The sequence below is a fragment of the Streptomyces pactum genome, assembly GCF_016031615.1.
GTDB classification, from domain to species: domain Bacteria; phylum Actinomycetota; class Actinomycetes; order Streptomycetales; family Streptomycetaceae; genus Streptomyces; species Streptomyces pactus.
In genome coordinates, this window is the sequence record NZ_JACYXC010000001.1 from 7102273 (window position 1) to 7119138 (window position 16866).

General features: G+C 73.9%; 14 protein-coding genes. 5 read left to right on the forward strand and 9 right to left on the reverse strand.

Annotated features, from left to right (window positions below):
* Positions 1-50 precede the first annotated feature (50 nt).
* Positions 51-656, forward strand: a complete 606-nt coding sequence (locus IHE55_RS28060; protein WP_197991591.1) for a TetR/AcrR family transcriptional regulator — start codon at positions 51-53, stop codon at positions 654-656.
* An 841-nt stretch (positions 657-1497) separates the two neighbouring features.
* On the opposite strand, the gene IHE55_RS28065 is transcribed toward IHE55_RS28060, so the two are convergent.
* The 9 genes from IHE55_RS28065 to IHE55_RS28105 form a co-directional block, all read right to left on the reverse strand.
* Positions 1498-1665, reverse strand: a complete 168-nt coding sequence (locus IHE55_RS28065) for a hypothetical protein (protein ID WP_197991592.1) — start codon at positions 1663-1665, stop codon at positions 1498-1500.
* Positions 1662-2198 carry a hypothetical protein gene (locus IHE55_RS28070; RefSeq protein ID WP_197991593.1) on the reverse strand — a complete coding sequence of 179 codons (537 nt, stop codon included), beginning with the start codon at positions 2196-2198 and terminating at the stop codon, positions 1662-1664. The genes IHE55_RS28065 and IHE55_RS28070 overlap by 4 nt, the downstream gene beginning before the upstream one ends.
* Positions 2199-2250: 52 nt before the next feature.
* Complete coding sequence (locus IHE55_RS28075; RefSeq protein ID WP_232265722.1) at positions 2251-4083, reverse strand: AbeC-like domain-containing protein; 1833 nt, start codon at positions 4081-4083, stop codon at positions 2251-2253.
* Between the two features lie 494 nt (positions 4084-4577).
* A complete protein-coding gene (locus tag IHE55_RS28080) occupies positions 4578-6323 on the reverse strand; it encodes an amidohydrolase (protein ID WP_197991594.1) in 1746 nt (581 codons plus the stop codon).
* A gap of 365 nt (positions 6324-6688) precedes the next feature.
* The gene (locus IHE55_RS28085; protein ID WP_197991595.1) at positions 6689-7669 is read right to left on the reverse strand and encodes an alpha/beta hydrolase; all 981 of its coding nucleotides are present in this window, start codon (positions 7667-7669) and stop codon (positions 6689-6691) included.
* A 41-nt stretch (positions 7670-7710) separates the two neighbouring features.
* Positions 7711-8781: a phosphotriesterase family protein gene (locus tag IHE55_RS28090; RefSeq protein WP_197991596.1), complete on the reverse strand. Its 1071-nt coding sequence runs from the start codon at positions 8779-8781 to the stop codon at positions 7711-7713.
* Complete coding sequence (locus IHE55_RS28095; protein ID WP_197991597.1) at positions 8778-9896, reverse strand: phosphotriesterase family protein; 1119 nt, start codon at positions 9894-9896, stop codon at positions 8778-8780. The genes IHE55_RS28090 and IHE55_RS28095 overlap by 4 nt, the downstream gene beginning before the upstream one ends.
* A gap of 142 nt (positions 9897-10038) precedes the next feature.
* A complete protein-coding gene (locus IHE55_RS28100) occupies positions 10039-10713 on the reverse strand; it encodes a GntR family transcriptional regulator (RefSeq protein ID WP_197991598.1) in 675 nt (224 codons plus the stop codon).
* Positions 10714-10774: 61 nt separating this feature from the next.
* Positions 10775-11554, reverse strand: a complete 780-nt coding sequence (locus tag IHE55_RS28105; protein WP_197991599.1) for an alpha/beta fold hydrolase — start codon at positions 11552-11554, stop codon at positions 10775-10777.
* A gap of 264 nt (positions 11555-11818) precedes the next feature.
* Between IHE55_RS28105 and IHE55_RS28110 the strand changes: the two genes are divergently transcribed.
* From IHE55_RS28110 to hpaD, 4 genes are read left to right on the forward strand one after another with little or no spacing between them, the layout of a single operon-like run.
* Positions 11819-13252, forward strand: coding sequence for a fumarylacetoacetate hydrolase family protein (locus IHE55_RS28110; protein WP_197991600.1), 1434 nt, complete (start codon positions 11819-11821; stop codon positions 13250-13252).
* A 58-nt stretch (positions 13253-13310) separates the two neighbouring features.
* Positions 13311-14231 (forward strand): 4-hydroxy-tetrahydrodipicolinate synthase, encoded by a 921-nt coding sequence (gene dapA, locus IHE55_RS28115; protein WP_197991601.1) that lies wholly within the window; start codon positions 13311-13313, stop codon positions 14229-14231.
* 40 nt (positions 14232-14271) lie between these two features.
* The gene (gene hpaE / locus IHE55_RS28120) at positions 14272-15771 is read left to right on the forward strand and encodes a 5-carboxymethyl-2-hydroxymuconate semialdehyde dehydrogenase (protein ID WP_197991602.1); all 1500 of its coding nucleotides are present in this window, start codon (positions 14272-14274) and stop codon (positions 15769-15771) included.
* Between the two features lie 20 nt (positions 15772-15791).
* Positions 15792-16829, forward strand: a complete 1038-nt coding sequence (gene hpaD / locus IHE55_RS28125) for a 3,4-dihydroxyphenylacetate 2,3-dioxygenase (protein ID WP_197991603.1) — start codon at positions 15792-15794, stop codon at positions 16827-16829.
* Positions 16830-16866: the final 37 nt, after the last annotated feature.

A 16866-nucleotide genomic window follows, 5' to 3' on the forward strand; every position in this document is an offset into this window, starting at 1 on the left:
AAAGCATAGGGCACAGTGGATCGAACGTTCCAACCAGTAGACTGGCGGTCATGGCAGCCCCCGCACCGATCGACCGTACGTCCGGCGCCGACACCCGGCTCCGGATCATCCAGGCCACGGCCGCACTGCTTCAGCAGCAGGGGTACGAGAGCACCTCGGTCAAGCGCATCGCCACCGCCGCACAGGCATCACCCAGCTCCGTCTACCACTTCTTTCCCGGGGGCAAGCAGGAGCTCGCCATCGAGGCGATGCGCCACGGCGCACGGGAGTTCGGCGAGCTGCTCGCGCAGGGGCTCGCTTCCTCGGCCGATCCGGCCGAGGCCGCTGCGGCCTGCGCGCTGCTGCTCGCCGACGATCTCAAGCGGTCGGACTGGAGCGACGGCTGTCCGGTGGCGGTGACCGCCCTGGAGACCGTCGGTCGTGTCCCCGGCCTTCAGGAAGCGGCGACCGAGTCCCTCACGGGATGGCGGGACCTCGTCATGGCCAAGCTGGTCGGGAGCGGCATCGCCTCGGACGCGGCCCGCTCCCTCGCGGGGACGGTCATCAGCATGCTGGAGGGCGCCGAACTGCTCAGCCGGGTGACCAGGGACGACACCCCCCTCCGCGACGCGGCCGTGCACCTCGCCCAGCTCGTCGGGGCGGCGCCCCGGAGCTGACTTCCGCTTCCCGCGGCAGAGTTGACCGGGCGTCGCCCATGGTGGGCGGGGGACCGGTCAGCCGGTCGGGCGGTCGGTGCGGTGGACGCAGCGCATGCGGTCGTCGATGTTGTCGGGTTCCGGGTATGTCTCGGTGCGGCGGTGGTATCCCGCCTTCTCCGGCATCCGCCAGGAGGCGAGGTCGGCGGAGTGGACGGGGACGACGATGTTCCTCGCGTGCGGGCGATCGGCCCGGGTGGCCGTGGAGACCGCCCGGATGATGCACGTTGAGCCCTCGGCCGGTCAGCTGGGCGTCACCGATCAGTGGTCGAGGGCCCGGCGGCGGTGGCGGGCTGTGTACGGGCCGCAGCCGGCCGAATCCGTCCGCGCCGGAGCCGTCTTCGAGCCGGCCACCTCGGCGAACGCGGCGCGGGCGATCCGCGGGGTCACGACCCCGGCGACGCCGGTGCGGCCCGCGATGGAGGCGTCGAGGCGACGCCATGCCGGAGGGAGGCGGGTCGGACCGTTCTGGCGGCGGTGGTCGCGGCGCGCCGGTAGCCCGCTGGGGGCGGGATCCGCGCACGGGTCCCGCCCGCCGCCGCGCGATCGCCGCTCTCCGGCCCGGCCGCCGGGCCCCGGCCGCCCTGGCCCCAGTCCCCGGCCCAGGCCGGGGGCGCAGTCGAGGCCGGGCGTCAGGTGGGGCGGGGGGCCCGGGTGGAGCCGGGGCGCGGGCGTCGGCGGGTGCCCGCTCCGCCCCCAACCCCCGCACAGGGAGGGCGCGTGAGTCGGCAAAGGCCCCTTGCCGTCGTGGAGCCCGTGCGGAGCATCCCTTCCGTCCCGCGTTCTCGGACCGCTGCGGCCGTCAGTGATAACCGGACAGATACCTGCTTCCGAGCGTGACGGCGGCCAGCACCGCCAGAACGACGGCTGCGATGAGCAGTTTCCGCTCCAGGGACCTGGCGCGCCTCCGGAGATGGTCCAGCTCCGCCGCGCGGTCCCACCGTTGCCGCTCCGCCTCCCAACGGATCACGCCAGCATTCCGGTGATCGTCCCGGCGGCTACCGCGGCGGCTGTCTGCGTACCCACGGATCCGGCGGACCGGGCGGCGAGCGCGGCGAGCCGACGCAGCCGTCCGTGCCCCACCCCGCCGGTGGCCTGGATCTCCTCCTCGGCCAGGGCGGCTTCCCGGGAGAGTTCGCCCGCCTCACGCCGCAACAGCGCAAGCGCCTCGACCAGTTCGGGCGTGGCTTCGAAGAACCGCTCCGCCCGGTGGGTCGCCCGGGCGTCAGGACCGGTCGCTGCCGCGCCCCCGGTCATCCGCCCGATGGAGATGCCGCCCGGGAGGGGGACGACGGGGGAGGGCACGGCACCCCCGTCGGCGGGCCGACCGATCTGCCTGCCGGAATCCTCGGCCTCCGCGCGCGGCCCGGCCGCAATCGCTCCACCGGTAAACTCCCCGATGACCAGGCCGCCCGGTGACTCCGCGGTCGGCGGGGCCGCACCGGTGTCCGTGTCGGGGTTCGCGCCCGTGGCCCTGTCGTGCTCGCTCACGTTCCCGCTCACACTGCCTCCCTCTGCTCTGTGTTCTCGGCCGGCGCGACACCTCGCCGCGCCTTCAGACACGGGCTCTCGGCTGGCGCCGTGCGCCGACGGTCCTCGCGCCCGCGTTGCGTGCTCGGGCGCCTCGGCCGGCCGCCACGGCGCCCCCGCTCATTGCTCCGATGAAGATGTTGCCGTTGCCCACGTGGACGGCTTGCTGCTCCAGTTGCCCGGTGTCGTAGCCCTTCTCGCGCAGTGTTCGGAGGGTGCCGTTCGTGATGCGCTCCAGAAGCGCCGTGAGATAGCGGTTGACGTCCATCTCCAGAACGGGTGACTCCTTGTACGCGGCTGCGAGTTCGCGTACCGAGCCCGAAGCCCCCCGAGACGGAGTGTCCCAGCCGCTCCGGCGGTCCAGACGTCGCCTCACCGAGGCCCTCAGGTTCCCGGGTGAGCTCGCGAGCGAGAAGAGGGCGGCGAGTCCGGAAGCCGGAGCGGTGAGCAGGGCTCGCGCCACCGACGACACCGGAAGGTCAGGGCCCTGATCGGCGATCGCGTCGACGAGCCCGAATTCCGGCTGCAGAGGATCCATGACGTAGAAGAACGTCTCCAGCGTCAGTGACCTGCCCTGGACGCAGGCCCGTACCAGAGCAGTGACGGTGATCTGTTGTTCCCACGCGGAGATCCGGGCCCGCAGGTAATACCGCCGGGCCTCGCCACCTTCTTCGACCGCCTCGCGGAGGTGCCTCTCAGCAGACTCCGGCCCGTGATCGACCAAGGCCCTCGGCGGCTTCGCCGGCAGGTAGACGAGGTCGTCGATCTGGACTTCTCTGAGACGGTCAACTGTCGGGCGGCGGGGTGCGGTGTCCTTGCGGAGTTCCTCCAACTCCTCCCGGACGAGACGCAGCACATCGGCGGAGGTGACCGGTTCGGGAACGACGCCCGGCTTGCGCCTCAGATCCGTCACCATGGGCACGGGGGTCGAAGCGGCCCGGCCCAGCCCGGTGAACCCCCGGTCCACGTCGTACAGGACGATCTTCGAGTCCTGTTCCCTCTTGATGACCTCCCCGATGCCCTGGAGCCATGCGGGCCCCGTCAGCCTCTCCGGACGCCGTTGCCCGAAGGTGTCGGTGTGGAACTGATCCCGCATCATCCGCTCGATGGTGCGACGGTGTACCCACACGGGGACGGCCAGCAGCAAGGGGAATGCCACCGCCACCCAGTGGGCGGGGTCCTCCCGGACACCGAGGAATGCCGTCACCCAGTACGAGGTCAGCAGGTACGCGGGGCCGATCACGGTGAACAGGAACCCGACGGGCTGTCCCGATGCCCCGCCGCCGGCCTCGTACACACTCTTTCTCCGCCCCGAAACGCTTCCTGCCAGCCACAGCAGCAGGGAGACGCAGGTGTAGTTGAACACCCAGTGGTTCGGGGCCACGTCACACTGGAAATCACCCCAGAACCATTGGGAGGGGAGCGGGAAGATGTACAGGTACGAGGCCGTGTCCGGCTCCCCGCCCGCCTTGTCGCAGCTGAACGGCTCATCGACGAGAAGGAGATCTGTCAGGGCGAAGAGCACCCACAGCACGGCGACGTGGACAGCTGCCGTCCGCTCAAGTCTTCGGGATCGCCTCGCGTGGGCCAGTACCGCGAAGACGTCAACACCGGATGCCGGCGCAAGCGCTCTTTCGTCGTGGGTGACGAGCAGGTTCTCGACCTGACGCCGGAAGCGGGCGGAGAGGTAGGTCCCCGCGCAGAGGAGACGGGTGGTCTCGGTGTCGGAACGGCGGCCGGGGGAGCGCCCCGGCTCGTCGGGAGGACGCGGGGCGGGAGGTAAGGGATCAGGAACCACCAAGGTGACGCGCTCCCTGTCTGAGGACCAGTCCTCTCGTGGGTAGTCACAGGCTGCCAACGATAGGTTACGGGTGCTGCAGGAAGTGCCGGTTCACTGATCCTTCGCCCACCTCATGACCTCCCCGATCAGCCGTGTTCCGCCCTCCTGGCGAGCGACTGGGAACCGAGTCGAACTCGCGGGCAGGGACGCCCTGCCAGGAAAACGATGCCTTGCCGGACGCCGCGTCCTCTCCCGTCGGATCCCCACTCGCCCGGCCCCTCCCGGGGAAGGGGCGGCGGGGGCCGCGGCGACACCCGGCCGGCGGGCCCGGCGCGGCTCCGGGCGCGGGGCCCGCCGGCCGGGACGGGCGCGGTGCCAGCCCGTCACCGCACCGTCCCTGTCACCTCGGCGGAGGTCCGGCGGACGTACCGCTTCCGCGCCCCGAGCCGCGAGGCAGCACCCGCACACATGGTCTGAACCGGTCCCTCCGGCGCCGGCGCCGCCCGGCCACGGCCCGGCACTGCCGCGCCCGAAGAAGGACCAGCTCGGGCGACGATGTCCGAACTGGAGTGTCAGACGTCCGCGATACCGGTTCCGTGGCCGTCGGGTGAGGGGGCACCGCCGTCCCGGGCGAAGACGATCCGGCCGTCGAGCACGGTCAGGTCGACGGGCAGATCGGGGATGTCGTGCGGGTCGGTGGCCCGCAGGTCTCCGCCGAGGACGCACAGATCGGCCACCTTGCCCGGCTCGATGGTGCCCTTCCAGTCCTCGGCGAAGTCCTGCCGGGCCGGGTTGGCCGTGTAGGCGCGCAGGGCCGTCTCCAGCGACACGCGCTGCTCCGGGCCGCTCACCCGGCCCGTGGCCTTGGACTCACGCAGCAGCATGGCGGCCACGCCGCGGCGCCAGTCGGGCGCGGTGATCGGCGCGTCGGAGCCGACGCAGACGGCGATGCCGGCCTCGACCGCGGACCGCACGGGCCACTGGTAGGCCGACCGCTCGTCGCCCACCATCTCGTCCATGAGGTCCGCGATGGTCCACTTGATGGCCGGGTTCATGTTGATGCCGTAGCCGTGCGCGGCCAGCTTCGCCAGGCTCGGCCCCGAGGCGAAGTCGCCGTGGATGACGTAGTGCCGGGCGTCCGGACGCGGGTGCGCCCGCTGGACGGCGGCGAAGGCGTCCACCACGGCGTCGATCGCCCGGTCGCCGGTCACGTGCACCCCCGCCTGGTATCCGGCGGTGTGGGCGACCCGGATCATCTCGGTGAGCTCGGCCTGCTGCAGCCCGAGGTCGGCGCCGTGCACGCACAGGCCTCCGTGGCCGCCGCCCGGGTACGGGTCGTACATCCACGCGGTCTCGTTCGGCGGCACCCCGTCGGCGAACATCTTGACGCCGATGACGGCCAGCCGCCGGGCGTCCACGTCGTCGGGCACGGCGAGTCCCTTCAGCCCGGCGGTCACGTCGGCGGCCGAGCCGCCCATGGGCGCGGGCAGCAGCAGCACCCGTACCCGGGAGCCCAGTTCGCCCGCGCGGGCGAGCTCGACATAGGCGTCCAGCGTCGCGGTGTGCAGGCCGCCGCCGAGGATCTCGGCGCCGCCGGGGCCGAGTCCCGGCTCGGTGTAGCTGGTGATGCCGAGGGCGTGCAGCGCGGTCACGGCCGAGCGGATGGCGTGCTTGCGCTGGGCCACGGTCGCGGGCGGTATCAGTGCCTGGACGAGGGACTGCGCCGTCTCCTTGAGGATGCCGGTGGGCCGGCCCGCGCCGTCGGTCTCGATCACGCCGCCGTCCGGGGCGGCGGTGCCCGGCGCGATCCCGGCGAGTTCCAGGGCCCGGGAGTTGACCCAGACCATGTGCCCGGAGAAGTCCGTCAGGCAGACCGGGTGGTCCGGGGCGGCGGCGTCCAGGTCGTCCCGGTGCGGGCGCCGGCCCTGGTCGGCCAGGCACTCCGCGAGGTAGCCGACGTCCCAGCCGAGGCCGGTGATCCACTGCCCCTCGGGCAGGCCGGCCGCGGCCTCGCGCACGGCCGCGGCGATGTCGGCGATCGATTCCACGGCGGGGTGGCCGAGGTCGAGCGCGAACGGCGGCCGGGTCAGCGCCCAGGCCGCGGCGTGCAGGTGGGAGTCGTTGATCCCGGGCAGCACGGTGCGGCCGGCCAGGTCGATGACCTGGGTGCCGGGCCCGGCGAGAGCCGTGATCTCGGCGTCGTCGCCCACCGCGAGGATCCGTCCGTTCCGTACGGCGACGGCCCGGGCCACGGAGAACGCGGCGTCGACGGTCAGCACGTCACCGCCGGTCAGGATGAGGTCGGCTGTCTCCGGCATGGGTGGCCTTTCTGGCTGGTGAACGGGGAGGGGGAAGGCCGGCGGAGCTTCCGGCTCCGCCGGTCACGCGGGTCACGCGGGTGGAGCGGGCTCCCGGGCGGCCGGCGGCGGTCCGGGGTCGCCGGCGGCGGACCCGCGGCCACCCGGTCACCCGGTCACTCGGCAACCCGGCCACCCGGCCACCCGGGCGGCCGGAAGGCGGACGCCCGAGTGGCCGGTCGCCCGGGCCCACGGGCGGAGCGGACGCCGGCCGGCGTCCGCGTAATCGGGGGCCGCCGCCGGCCCGGCGGCCACAGGGGGTCGGGACCGTCGCGCAACCGGTGGCCGCGGAATGGGGGACCGCCGCCGGCCCGGTGGCCGTGGGGTCAGAGCCTGAGGACGCGCCGCAGCCAGGACCGGCGGGCCGCCAGCGCGGCCCGGGTCACCTCGTGGTCCGGGGCGAAGACGTCGAAGCCGTGGAACGCCCCCTGCCAGATGTGCAGTTCGGCCTGCCCGCCGGCCGCCCAGATGCGGGAGGCATAGGCCACGTCCTCGTCCCGGAACAGCTCGGCGCTGCCCGCCTCCACGAACGCCGGCGGCAGGCCCGACAGGTCGGCCGCCCGCGCGGGTGCCGCGTAGACCGACACGTCGGCCGCGGGGTCGCCCGCGCGCTCGCCGAGCAGCGCCCGCCAGGCGAGGATGTTCGTCTCCCGCCGCCAGGTGCCGGACGCGGCGTACTGGTGACTGGAAACCGTGGTGTTGCGGTCGTCGAGCATCGGGCACAGCAGCAGCTGCCCGGCCGGGGCCGGTCCGCCGCGGTCCCGTGCCAGCAGTGCGACCCCGGCCGACAGGCCGCCCCCGGCGCTGCCGCCCATCACCACCACGCGCTCCGGATCGACACCGAGTTCGCCGGCGTGCTCCAGCATCCACCGCAGGCCGGCGTAGCAGTCCTCCACCGGCGCCGGGTCGGGGTGCTCGGGGGCGAGGCGGTACTCGACGTTGACCGCGACGACCCCGAGCTGCTCCACCAGGTCCGCGAGCCGGGCGGTGTCCTGGTGGCGGTGTCCGCTGATCATGCCGCCGCCGTGGATGTTGTACAGCCCCGGGACCACCGCCGGTCCCGGGTGCCGCGGGCGCAGGACGGTCACGTCGAGGCCGGGGGCCCCTGCGGGGCCGGGCACCGTCCGCTCCTCCGCGTCGATCGCGCGGCCGCCGATGACGTCCGCGACCGGCGGCAGCGGGAACGCCGCCGCGGAGTCGCGCAGCGCCGCCACGGTCGGCGGACGCGCAGCGGACGCGTCGTCGCGGGACATCGCGTCGAGCACCGCGCCGAGCGCCGGGTCGTAGGGGACAGGGGTGACGCGCATCGGTTCTCCCTGGGGGACGAGCGGGTGGGGCCGGCCGGTGGTCATCGCGGTGCGGCGAAGGCGAGCGCTCGCGCGGGATTGTCCACCATGATCATGCGCAGCGCCTCCTCGCTCACGCCGAGGCGGCGCAGGGCGGGCAGGAAGTGCCGGGGGATGTAGTCGTACCCCTGGCCGCCGTACTTCTTCAGCTGGATCTTCTGGCACACGTCGTGGCCGAGCAGGATCTGGTGCGCGTACCCCCGCTCGACCAGGTCGGCGATGCCCCGGGCCACCTTGTGGTCGCTGGTGAGGAAGAGGTGGCCCCAGGGGCTTCCCGGGGAGGTCAGGAAGTCGAACTCCACGAAGACCCCGCGGGCCAGGACGCGTTCGCCGAACGCGGGATCGGCCAGCACCTCGCCGGCGTGGCCCAGGACGATGTTCGACGCGGGCACGCCCTCCTCCGCGAGGATGTCCAGGACGCGGAACTTGTCCTCGCCCACCCCGCCGACGTGGAAGGTGACCGGCGCGCCCGTGATCCGGCCGGCGCGCCCGCTCGCCCGTACGCTCTTCAGCTCGCCGTCGGTCAGCGGCGCCGACTCCGCGCCCACCTCGCCGATGACGCCCGAGCGGATGCCGGTGCCGTCGGCTCCCAGCACGATGTCGCGGACGATGGCGTCGGCGAGGTCGTCGACGCTGCGTTCGCCCATGTCCTCGGGGTGGAAGGCCGGCGTGTACCAGCCCGCGCCCATCACCACGTGCAGTCCGGCGGCCCGGGAGAGGCGGAGCAGGGCCTCGGGGTCGCGGCCCAGGCCGGGCGGGGAGACCTCGACCAGGGTGCCGCCCCCGGCGCGGGTGAAGGCGAGCACCTCGGCGAGCATCTCGTCGAAGTCGCCCAGCTGGTCGTTGTCCGCGTTCGGACGCCCGTGCCGGGTGCGGGCGAGGTTGGCGAGGGTGAGGGGCTCGGCGGCCTCGGGGGAGTCCTCGCCGGGCCGGTGGAACCGCGGTGACCGCCGCAGATCGACGAAGACGTGCTCGTGCATGAGCGTCGTGCCGAGCGCCGACGGGTCCACCGGTCCCGCGACGGTCAGGACCCGGCCGGAGAGGTCCGGTATCTCGAAGGGGTAGCGGCTCATGCGTCGGCCTTCCGGTTCGCGAGGGTGAGCAGCCGGCGGGGGTTGCGCACCGTGACGGCCTCGACGAGGGCGTCGTCGGCGCCGGCCATCCGCAGGTAGGGGACGAACTGCCGGAGGAGGAAGGCGTATCCGCCACCGCCGTACGCGAGCAGCCGGTCCTTGGTGTGCACGTCCTGCGACAGCAGGAGGCGCTCGGCGTACCCGCGGCGGCCCAGCTCCAGCACCGCGGCGGCGACGTCCTGGTCGTCGCTGACGCTGTGCACCGTGGGGAGCCGGCCGAGCTGGTCGAACTGCACGAACACCCCGCGGGCGAGGAGCGGTTCGAGGTCGTCGGGGCGGGGGGCGAGCGGGTCGCAGTGCCCGACGGCCACGCGGGTGAGGTCCGCGCCCTCCTCGGCGAGCAGGTCGAGCACCCGCTGCTGGGTGCCGGGGTCCTCGCTCCGGCGGAGCGTGACCGCCGCGCCGGTGGCCGCCGAGGCGCGGGCCGCCGCGGCCAGGAGCGCGCGCCCGGCGGACTCCCGGGGGTCGAGCGCCGCCAGCGCGCCGATGATGCCCGCCCGGATGCCGTCCACGCCCTCGGTGATGTCGCGGACGATCTCCTCGGTGAGCCGCCCGGCGTCCACGCCGGCCGGTGACCCGGCCCGCGCGGGGTGGTGCCGGCCCGCGCCCATCACGATGTGGAGCCCGGTCGCCGCGGCGATCCGGCGCAGGGCGGCCGGGCTGCGGCCCAGGCCGGTGGTGGTGACGTCCACCAGGGTGGCGCCGCCGGCCTCCCGGAAGGCGCGGGCCTCCGTGGTGGCGAGCTCCTCGTCGTCCAGCAGCCAGTTGTCCCGGTTGGGCGCGCCCCGGGCGATGTCGCCGAGGAGGTCCATCGTCAGGGGGGCCTGGTAGAGGCGGAGCGGGCTGCCGGGTCCGGGGCGGGTGCGCCCCACGGCCGCCCAGCTCGCGGCCGAGTCGCCGGGCGGGGCGACGTCGCTCAGGAGGTGTTCGTGGGGGAGGACCGGGCCCAGGGCGTCCGGCGGGACCTCACCGGTCACGGTGACGACGGTGCCCGCGGACACCTGGGCGGCACTCCGCGCACCGGCCGTGCCCGCCGTCGTGTCGGTAGTGGACATGTGGGCCACCGTAACAGATGAGATATGGCATCGTATACGATTCTGCGGCGGCTTCCGCCGGACCGGTCCGGGGCCGGGGAGCGCGCGACCGGCCCGGCGTGCGGGCGGTCGCGCCGTACCGCCCGTCCGGTGTCCGCCGGCGCTACGGCGCGGTCTGCGACTGCCGCAGCGCGTCGGCGGTGGCGACCTTGTGCGCGCACGCGGCCCGCTCGATCTCCCCGGCCGGCGCGCGCGTCGCGATCAGCTCCAGCAGCCGTTCGTGCTCCGCGACGGAGCGGCGTGCCCGCCCGGGGACGTGGGAGAAGGTCGAGCGGCGCATGTGGTCCAGGCGGGCCCACTCGGCCTCCAGGAGGGAGACCAGGTGCGCGTCCGGGCAGTGCGCGTAGAGCGAGAAGTGGAACTCCCGGTTGAGCGCGGTGAAGGACGCGGGGGCGAAGTCCTCCAGCGCCGTCGTCATGCGGTCGTTGATCGTCCGCGCGTGTGCGAGGTCCGCCTCCGTCATGTGCGGCGCGGAGATCGCGGTGGCGTACCCCTCCAGGCGGGCGAGCACCTGGAGGGCGTGCTCCACCTGGGCGGCGTCGAAGACCGCCACCCGCGCGCCGATGTTGCGGACGACCTCGACGAGCCCGTCGGACTGGAGCCGGCGCAGCGCCTCGCGCAGCGGGATGGTGCTGACCCCCGTCTCCCGCGCGAGCTGGCTCAGGACCAGGCGGTACCCCGGCCCGTACGTCCCGTCGAGGATGCGCGAACGCAGCAGTTCGTAGCTGACCTCGGCCTTCGACCCCTTGGTGCGGGCCTGTTTCTGCGTGACGCTCATGCCTGATCCCTTGTCCGGGGCCGGGCGGCCGCGGCGCGGTCCCGGCCGTGTGCTCGTGCGCTCACCCTGTGAGGGCTTCCAGGACTGTACGGCGGAACGCGGCACCGGCGAGGACCTCGTGGTGGTCACCGGGCACCGTGACCAGCCGCGCCCCGTCGGTGGCGGCGGCCACCCGCTCGATGCCGCGGGTCATCATGTCCTGCTCGCCGACGACCAGGACCGGCGGCGCGCCCCCGGCCCAGGAGCGCGGCGCGAAGGGGGTGTCGCGCAGCCCCTCCACGCACCGGGCCAGGCCCGCCGCCCGGGTGCCCTGCGCCCGCACCATGCCCGCGATCATCGAGGTGAGGGGATCGGCCGGCTCGGTGCCGTCCGCGACCGCGCGGTGCAGCGCCGCCACGTCCACCGCCTCGAACGGCTCGGCGGGGGCGAGTCCGCCGAGCACGGCGCGGCGCAGCCGGCCGGGCGCGGCGGCCGGCAGGTCCCAGGTGAGCCTCGCGCCCATCGAGTACCCCACCGCGTCGAAGGTCGTCGCGCCCGCCTCGTCCAGTACGGCGACCAGGTCGGAGAGGTGTCCGGGCACCCCGGCCTCGGCGGCCGTCGAGGGGGCCGGGGTGCCGCCGTGGCCGCGCAGGTCGGGCACGAGCACCGTGCGCCCGGTTCCGGCCAGGGCGGTGGCGATCCCGGTGTCGATCCAGTCGCGCCGGCCGTCCGAGCCGAAGCCGTGCACGAGCAGGACGGGCGGCTCCGCAGAACCGGCGGCCCGGGCGGCGCCCGCGAAGGTGGTCTCCACGGGCCCCGCAGGGGTGAAGGCCCGGACGGTCAGACCGGTTGCGCTGCGCATCTGCCACACACCTCTCACATCGAATTTCGTATACGATCCGCCACCCTACCCGCCGGGCACGGAATCTCCACCGCCGCGGCGCGAGCGATCGGGGTCGGAATCAGCCCTTGTGTTGTGCACGATATCGTATACGATCGCTGTTCCGGGCAGGTCCCGGCCGGCCGGCGGGCCGCGGTCACGCGCTCCGCACCCGCCGACCGGACCGTCCGTGACCGCTCCTCCGCGACGCGCGTTCGACGTCGCCCACGCCCAGGGAGAACCTTCGTGCCGCATCCGCTGGGAACCCAGCCCTCGAAGATCATCGCCGTCCACCTCAACTACCGCTGCCGGGCCGGGGAACGCGGACGCGTGCCCGACCACCCGTCCTACTTCCTCAAGCCCCCCTCGTCCCTCTCCGGCACCGGCGACGACCTCGTCCGTCCCCGCGGCTGCGAGCTGATGTCCTTCGAGGGCGAGATCGCCCTGGTCGTCGGCCGGCGTGCCCACCGGGTCGCACCGGAGCGGGGCTGGGAGCACATCGCCTGGGTAACGGCGGCCAACGACGCCGGCGCCTACGACCTGCGCCACGCCGACCGCGGCTCCAACCTGCGCTCCAAGGGCGCCGACGGCTTCACCCCCGTCGGTCCCCGGCTGCTGGACGCCCGCGCGCTCGACCCCGCCGCGCTGCGGCTGCGCACCTGGGTCAACGGCGAGGTGGTCCAGGACGCGGACACCTCCACCCTGCTGTTCCCCTTCGGCGACCTGGTCGCCGACCTCTCACGCCTGGTCACACTGGAACCCGGCGACGTCATCCTCACCGGCACCCCGGCCGGCGCCTCGGTCGTCTCGCCCGGCGACGTCGTCGAGGTCGAGGTCACCGGCCCCGACGGGCACTCCACCGGCCGGTTGCGCAACACGGTGACCGACGCCGCCCACGACCTGGCGGAGTGGGGCGCCATGCCCCGTACCGACGCCGCACTGCGCGCCGACGCCTGGGGCGCGGCCCGCCCGCGGGAACCCGAACTCGACCCCGCTCTCGCCGAGGCGCTGCGCGGCGTGGCCACCGCCACCCTCAGCTCCCAGCTGCGCAAGCGCGGCCTGCACCACATGACGATCGACGGCGTGCGCCCCACCGATCCCACCGCCACGATGGTCGGCACCGCGCACACCCTGCGGTACCTGCCGCTGCGCGAGGACCTCTTCGAGCGGTTCGGCGGCGGGATGAACGCCCAGAAGCGCGCCGTGGAAGAACTGCGCCCCGGCCAGGTGCTCGTCATGGACGCCCGCCGCGATCCCACGGCCGGCACCATCGGCGACATCCTCGCCCTGCGGGCGAAGGTCCGGGGCGCCGCCGGCGTCGTCACCGACGGCGCGCTGCGGGACAGCGCCGCCGTGGCCGGCCTCGGCCTGCCGACCTACTACGCCGCCGAGCACCCGGCCGTCCTCGGCCGCCGCCACGTCCCCTGGGACACCGGCGTGCCCATCGCGTGCGGCGGCGCGCTCGTCCAGCCCGGCGACATCCTCGTCGGCGACGCCGACGGCGTCGTGGTCGTCCCCCCGGACCTGGCCGAGCAGCTCGTCGCCGACAGCACCGAACAGGAGGCACAGGAGCGGTTCATCGCCGAGCGGGTCTCGGCCGGCGAACCCATTCAGGGCCTGTACCCCCTCGGCCCCGCCTGGCGCGAGGCCTACGCCACGTGGCGCGGCACCCGGCCGTGACCACGCCCGCACCCCTTCACCCGCAGCGTCATCCACGGATCCACCCACGGAGCACCCCATGAAGTTCCGCACCGACCCGTCCACCATCCGCGGGTCCATCGCCCCCGTCATCACGCCCTTCACCGAGGAGGGCGCCGTCGACCACGACAGCCTCCGCGGCCTCGTCCGCTGGCAGCTGGAGTCCGGCTCGCACGGCATCTCGCTGGGCGGCTCCACCGGTGAACCGTCCGCGCAGACCACCGCCGAGCGCATCGCCGCCCTGCGCACCGTCGCGGACGAGATCGGCGACCGCGTGCCGTTCCTGCCCGGCACCGGCTCCCACAAGCTGGACGAGACGCTGGAGATCACCTCCGCCGCCCGCGACGCGGGCGCGGACGCCGCCCTGGTGATCACCCCGTACTACGCGCGGCCCACCCAGGAGGCGCTGTACCGGTGGTACGCCACGGTGGCCCGCGAGTTCCCCGACCTGCCGATCGTCGCCTACAACGTGCCCTCCCGCACCGCCGTGGACATCGCGCCGGACACCGTCCGGCGCCTGTTCACCGACTTCGACAACTTCGTCGGCGTCAAGGAGACCACCAAGGACTTCGAGCACTTCTCCCGCATCCTGCACGCCTGCGGCCGTGAGCTGCTGGTCTGGTCCGGCATCGAGCTGCTGTGCCTGCCGCTGCTCGCGCTCGGCGGCGCCGGCTTCGTCTCCGCCGTCGCCAACCTCGCGCCCACCGCCGTGGCCCGGATGTACGAGCTGTGGGAGGCCGGCGACTTCGAGGCCGCCCGGGACCTGCACTACCGGCTGCACCCGCTCGTGGACCTGCTGTTCGTCGAGACCAACCCCGCGCCCGCCAAGTGGGTGCTGGAGCAGCAGGGCCGGATCGCCTCGGGGCACGTCCGCCCGCCGCTGACGCCGCCCACCGAGGACGGCCTGGCCCGCATCCGCGCCCTGCTCGCCGAGGGCGGCGACCTCACCCGGCAGATCTGACCCGAGCGGATCCGACACCTTGCGAACGGAAGGGACCACCATGTCCACCAGCCTCACCGAGGGTCGCCCGGACGACCTGCCGGACCGCATCCGGCACTGGATCGGCGGCGAACTGCTCGACAGCGCCGACGGCCGGACCTTCCCCGTCTGCGACCCCGTCTCCAACGCCCCCTACACCCGGGCCGCCGCCGGCGGCCCCGCCGATGTGGACCGCGCCGTGGCCGCGGCCCGGGCGGCCTTCCCCGCGTGGTCCGCGGTGGGCAACCGGGAGCGCGCCCGGATCCTCTACCGGATCGCCGACGCCGTCGAGGCGCGCGAGGAGCGCCTGGCCGCGCTGGAGACCTTCGACTCCGGGCTGCCCGTCACCCAGGCCCGCGGCCAGGCGCGGCGGGCGGCGGAGAACTTCCGCTACTTCGGCGACGTGATCGTCGCGCTCGGCGAGGAGGCCTTCCGCGCCGGTGACCAGCAGATCAACTACGTCGTCCGCACCCCCGTCGGCGTCGCGGGACTGATCACGCCCTGGAACACGCCGTTCATGCTGGAGAGCTGGAAGCTGGCCCCCGCGCTGGCCTCCGGCTGCACCGTCGTCCTCAAGCCCGCCGAGTGGACCCCGCTGTCCGCCAGCCTGTGGCCCGAGATCCTCGACGAGGCCGGGGTGCCCTCCGGCGTCGTCAACATCGTCCACGGCATCGGTGAGGAGGCGGGGCAGGCCCTCGTGGACCACCCGCAGGTGCCGCTGATCTCCTTCACCGGCTCCACGGACACCGGCCGGCACATCGTCCGCAGCTCCGCCACGCACCTGAAGACCACCTCCATGGAGCTGGGCGGAAAGTCCCCGGTGGTGCTCTTCGCCGACGCCGACCTGGACGCGGCGCTGGACTCGGTCGTCTTCGGCGTCTTCTCGCTCAACGGCGAGCGCTGCACCGCCGGCTCCCGCGTCCTGGTGGAACGCCCGGTGTACGAGGAGTTCACCCGGCGCCTGGCCGAGCGCGCCGAACGCGTGAAGGTGGGGCTGCCGGCCGACCCCGCCACCGAGGTCGGCGCACTGGTGCACGCCGAGCACTACGCCCGCGTACGGGAGTACGTGGAGATCGGCCGCCGGGAGGCCAGGCTCGTGGCCGGCGGCGAACGCCCCGCGCACCTGCCCGAGGGCAACTACCTCCAGCCCACCGTCTTCGCCGACGTGCCGCGCGACGCCCGGATCTTCCAGGAGGAGATCTTCGGGCCCGTCGTGGCCGTCGCGCCCTTCGACGACGAGGCCGAGGCCGTGGAACTGGCCAACGCCACCGAGTACGGCCTCGCGGCCTACGTGTGGACCTCCGACCTCAAGCGCGGCCACCGCGTCGCGCACGCCGTCGAGTCCGGCATGGTCTGGATCAACTCCCACAACGTGCGTGACCTGCGCACTCCCTTCGGCGGGGTGAAGTCCTCCGGCCTCGGCCGGGAGGGCGGCGCGCATAGTATCGATTTCTACACCGAGTCGAAAATCGTCCACGTGATGCTCGGCGAGCCCCACACCCCCCGCTTCGGCGCGTCCTGACCGTCAAGGAGTCCGCACCCATGAGCACCCCTTCGAGCACCCCTCCCGACGTCGTCCGTTCCGCCTACGCCCAGCTCGTCGTCACCGACCTGGACCGGGCGCGCTGGTTCTGGGGCGAGATGCTCGGCTTCCACGTCCAGTACGAGGACGAGTCCCTGCTCTGCCTGCGCGGGACCGACGAACTCACCCACCACTCCCTCGTGCTGCGCCGGGGGGAGACCGCGGCCCTGGACCACATCTCCTACCGGGTCCGCACGCCCGAGGACGTCGACCGTGCCGAGGAGTACTTCCGGGCCCTCGGCCGGCCGGTGCGCCGCGTGCCCAAGGGCGCCGGGACGCCGGGCGTCGGCGACGCCGTCCGGGTCGTCGACCCGCTCGGCTTCCCGGTGGAGTTCTTCCACGACATCGAGCGCGCCGAGCGCCTCATCCAGCGCTACGACCTGCGCCGCGGCGCCGAGATCGCACGCCTGGACCACTTCAACATCTGCACCCCCGACATACCGGCCGCCTACGCCCACTACGAGGCCCTCGGCTTCGGCTGCTCGGAGACCATCGAGGGCGACGAGCACGAGCTGTACGCGGCGTGGATGTACCGCAAGCAGACCGTGCACGACGTCGCCTTCACCGGCGGTGCCGGGCCCCGGCTGCACCACGTGGGCGTCGCCACCCACGAGTCCCACCAGGTCCTGCGGACCGCCGACCTCTTCGGCTCGCTGCGCAAGGAGCACCACATCGAGCGCGGCCCCGGCCGGCACGGCGTGTCCAACGCGTTCTACCTGTACCTGCGGGACCCCGACGGCCACCGGGTGGAGATCTACACCTCCGACTACTACACCGGTGACCCCGACCACGAGACGTACCGGTGGAACGTCCGCGACGACCGCCGCCGCGACTTCTGGGGCAACGCGGTGATCGAGTCCTGGTACAAGGAGGCGTCGCCGGTCCTGGACCTCGACGGACGCCTCCAGCCCGTCACCGAGGCCGTCCTGGACGAGACCGCCGTGCAGGTCGGCGCGGACGGGCTGGGCATCGTGGAGCCCGGCGGGGAGGCACCCTGACCCGCCCCCGGTGACGGCCCCGGCCGTCACCGGAACC